General features: G+C 75.3%; 5 protein-coding genes. All 5 read right to left on the bottom strand.

All coding sequences use genetic code 11. The features are described 5' to 3' along the window. Positions 1-246, bottom strand: a 246-nt coding sequence (locus ACZJYS_RS23750; RefSeq protein WP_493180566.1) for a tripartite tricarboxylate transporter permease, incomplete at its 3' end; no start/stop codon positions are given. Positions 247-250: 4 nt separating this feature from the next. Then, entirely contained in the window at positions 251-733 is a 483-nt protein-coding gene (locus ACZJYS_RS23745; RefSeq protein ID WP_493180565.1) for a tripartite tricarboxylate transporter TctB family protein, read from the bottom strand. Positions 734-741: 8 nt separating this feature from the next. Next, positions 742-1,692: a tripartite tricarboxylate transporter substrate binding protein gene (locus ACZJYS_RS23740; protein WP_493180564.1), complete on the bottom strand. Its 951-nt coding sequence runs from the start codon at positions 1,690-1,692 to the stop codon at positions 742-744. 65 nt (positions 1,693-1,757) lie between these two features. Then, positions 1,758-2,531, bottom strand: coding sequence for an SDR family NAD(P)-dependent oxidoreductase (locus ACZJYS_RS23735; protein WP_379652380.1), 774 nt, complete (start codon positions 2,529-2,531; stop codon positions 1,758-1,760). After that, a partial coding sequence (locus ACZJYS_RS23730; RefSeq protein WP_493180563.1) for a zinc-dependent alcohol dehydrogenase occupies positions 2,528-3,136 on the bottom strand: 609 nt, incomplete at its 5' end. The genes ACZJYS_RS23730 and ACZJYS_RS23735, both read right to left, overlap by 4 nt.

Genomic DNA, 3,136 nt, shown 5'->3' with positions numbered 1-3,136 from the left:
GATGCGCATCAGCACCGAGGTCAGCGTGCCGCCATAGGCCACGCCGTAGTAGATGCCGGCGAGCAGGATGATGGCGCCCGTCGGGTCCAGCTTCAGCGTGATCGGCAGCAGCAGCGCGATGGTGGTGGCGGGGCCGAGCCCCGGCAGCACCCCCACCACCGTGCCGAGCACGGCGCCAAGCAGGCAGAGGCTCAGATTCTGCCAGGTGGAGAGCACGGCAAAGCCGTGCAGCAGCCCGTCCATCATGGCCTCACGCCCCCCGCAGCAGGCCGAGGCCGGAGAGCGCGTGCTCCACCGGCCCGGGCGGGAAGGGCACGCCGAGCAGCGTGCCGAACAGCAGCACCGTGCCCGCCGTCAGCGCCACGGCGTAGAGGCCGGCGGTGCGCCAGCGCGCGCCCTCGCCCAGCCGCAGCATCAGCAGCACCGCCAGCAGCATCGGCAGGATGAAGCCGGCATAGGGCAGCGCCAGCGCCACCCCCAGCATGGCCGCCGCATAGGCCAGGAAGGTGCGGCTGCGGTGCGGCGCCGCGCCGCCCTCCGCCTCGGCCGCGGCGTCGCCCGGCCAGGCCAGCACCGCCAGCGCGGCGAGGCCGATCAGCACCAGCAGCACCTGCGGCACCAGCCCGGGGCCGGGGCCGTCCCAGCCCCAGCGCTCCAGCCGCGATGCCTCCCGCCAGCCGAGCAGGGCGAAGGCGAGGCCGCCGAGGGCGACCCAGCGCGCGGTCCGTGTCATGCCGCCGCTCAACGCTTCCGCGCCAGGCCGGCCTCGCGCAGCTCGGGGCCGAAGCGGTCATGCGCCTCGCGCACCGTGCGCTCGAACTCGTCCGGCTGCATCACCGCCGGCACCATGCCGAAGCGGCCGAGGATCTCCGCCAGCGCCGGCTTCCGCGCGGCTTCCAGGAAGGCGCGGCTCAGCACCGCCAGCCGCTCCTCCGGCACGCCCCTGGGCGCGATGAAGCCGATCATGGAATCCACCACCACGTCGTGGCCCTGCTCGCGCAGCGTCGGCACGTCGGGATATTCCTTCCAGCGGCCGGCGCTGGCCGAGGCGAGCAGGCGCAGCCGGCCGGATTGCAGCGCCGGCAGCATCTCGGGCGGGTTCTGGATCACCGCGTCCACATGCCCGCCCAGCGCCGCCGTCACCGCCTCCGCGCCGGAGCCGAAGGGGACGAACTGGAAGCGCGCCCCCGCCTTCCGCCCCAGGTCGAACATGCCGATGTTGTTGGGCGCGCCGGTCGCGGCGAAGGTGGTGCGCTTCGCCTTCGCCGCGGCGAGCAGGTCGGCGATGCTCCGGTGCGGCGATTCCGCGCGCACGGCGATGCCGTAGAGGTAGCGCGCGAAGGCGGGCAGGAAGGTGAAGCTGTCGGCGCTGTAGGGCACGTCCAGCATGTGCGGCGCGATGGCCAGGCCGGCGAGGCCGGTGGTGCCCAGCGTGTAGCCATCCGGCCGCGCCGCCGCCACCTGCTGCGGCCCCACCGTGCCCTGCCCGCCGGGGCGGTTCACCACCTGCAGCGGCACGCCGAGGATCTTCTCCGCCTCGGCGGCGATGGCGCGGGTGGAGACGTCGGTGGAGCCGCCCGGCCCGTACTGGACGATGACGGAGATCTCCCGCTCCGGCCAGGTGGCGGCGCGGGCGAGGCGCGGGGCGAGCAGGGCGGCGGGCGCGGCCGCCAGCAGGGTGCGTCGTTGCATGGTTCTTCCTTCCTCCCGGGATGAGCGGCCCGGCGCTTGGCGCGCCTGGACCAGGGGCGGCGCGCTCAGGGCATGTAGCTGCCGCCGCCGACGTCAATGGTGGTGCCGGTCAGGTAGCCGGCGTCGTCCGAGGCGAGGAAGCGGACCACCGCCCCCACCTCCGCCGGCTCCCCCAGCCGAGCGAGCGGGATGCGGGCGATGAAGGCCTCGTTCATCCCCGGCGCGGCGCCGGCCACCATGTCGGTCGCGATGCGCCCCGGCGCCACGCTGTTGACGGTGATGCCGAAGGGCCCAAGCTCCGCCGCCAGGTTGCGGGCGAAGCCCATCAGCCCGGCCTTGGAGGCGCCGTAATAGGCGCCGGTGATGCTGCTCGGCACATGCGCCGCCTGGCTGGTCATCATGACGATGCGGCCCCAGCGCCGGCGCTTCAGCACCGGAATGGCGGCGCGCGAGAGCAGGAAGGGGCCGGTGAGATTGACGTCCATCACGCGGCGCCATTCCTCGGTCGGGATCTCCTCGACCAGCCGCTTGCGGCCATCGACCTTGGGCGAGATGCCGGCATTGTTCACCAGCACGCCGAGCGCCTCCCACCAGGCGCCCAGCGCCTGCGGCAGGGCGGCGATGGCGGCCTCGTCGGCGACGTCGAGCGGCAGGGCGCGGGCGCGGTGGCCGGCGGCGTTCAGCTCCGCCGCGAGCGCCTCCACCCCCTCCAGCACATCGGCCAGGATGACGGGGTGGCCGGCGGCGGCAAGCGCACGGGCGATGGCGGCACCGAGGCCGCGCGCCGCGCCGGTGACGAGGGCGACGCGGTCATCGGCGCGGAGGGCGGGAAGGCTCATGGCGTCAGGATCACCTTGCTGGCGGCACGCTGGCGGGAAAGCTCGAACCCCTCGAGGCCGCGCTCGAGCGGCAGGCGGTGGGTGATCATCGGGCGGAACCCCTCCGGGTCGCGCGCCAGCAGCGCCAGCACCCGGTCCCAGGTGCCGCGCGCCGAGCCGTGCGAGGCGCGGAGCTGGTGGCGGTTGCGGACGAAGTCGGTGAGCGGCAGGGCGAGCGGCGCGGCGTGGATGCCGGCCACCACCAGCACGCCGTCGCGCCGCAGCACGCCCAGCGCCCCGGCGATGGAGGGCGGGTGGCCGGTGGCCTCCAGCACCACGTCCACCTTGCGGCCGCCGGTCAGCGCCAGCACCTGCGCGGCGAGCGGCCCCTCCGCCACATCCACCCGGCCGGTGAAGCCGAGTTGCTCCAGCACGGCGAAGCGTGGCGCGTCCGCCCGCCCGGCGACGATCACCCGCCCCGCCCCGGCGGCGCGCGCCATGAGCGCCAGCCCCTGGCCGATGGTGCCCGGCCCCAGCACCAGCACCGTGTCGCCCAGCGAGACCTCCCCCACCCGCACCGCCTCGGCGGCGACGGCCAGCGGCTCGACCAGCGCGCCGAGCTCCGC

The organism is Roseomonas sp. TS2 (assembly GCF_058833935.1).
This window is presented reverse-complemented; position numbering and strand designations above follow the sequence as displayed.

Coding starts and splice junctions, on each gene's coding strand:
- ACZJYS_RS23745 (WP_493180565.1), bottom strand. CDS start 733: ATGACACGGACCGCGCGCTGGGTCGCCCTCGGCGGCCTCGCCTTCGCC.
- ACZJYS_RS23735 (WP_379652380.1), bottom strand. CDS start 2,531: ATGAGCCTTCCCGCCCTCCGCGCCGATGACCGCGTCGCCCTCGTCACC.
- ACZJYS_RS23740 (WP_493180564.1), bottom strand. CDS start 1,692: ATGCAACGACGCACCCTGCTGGCGGCCGCGCCCGCCGCCCTGCTCGCC.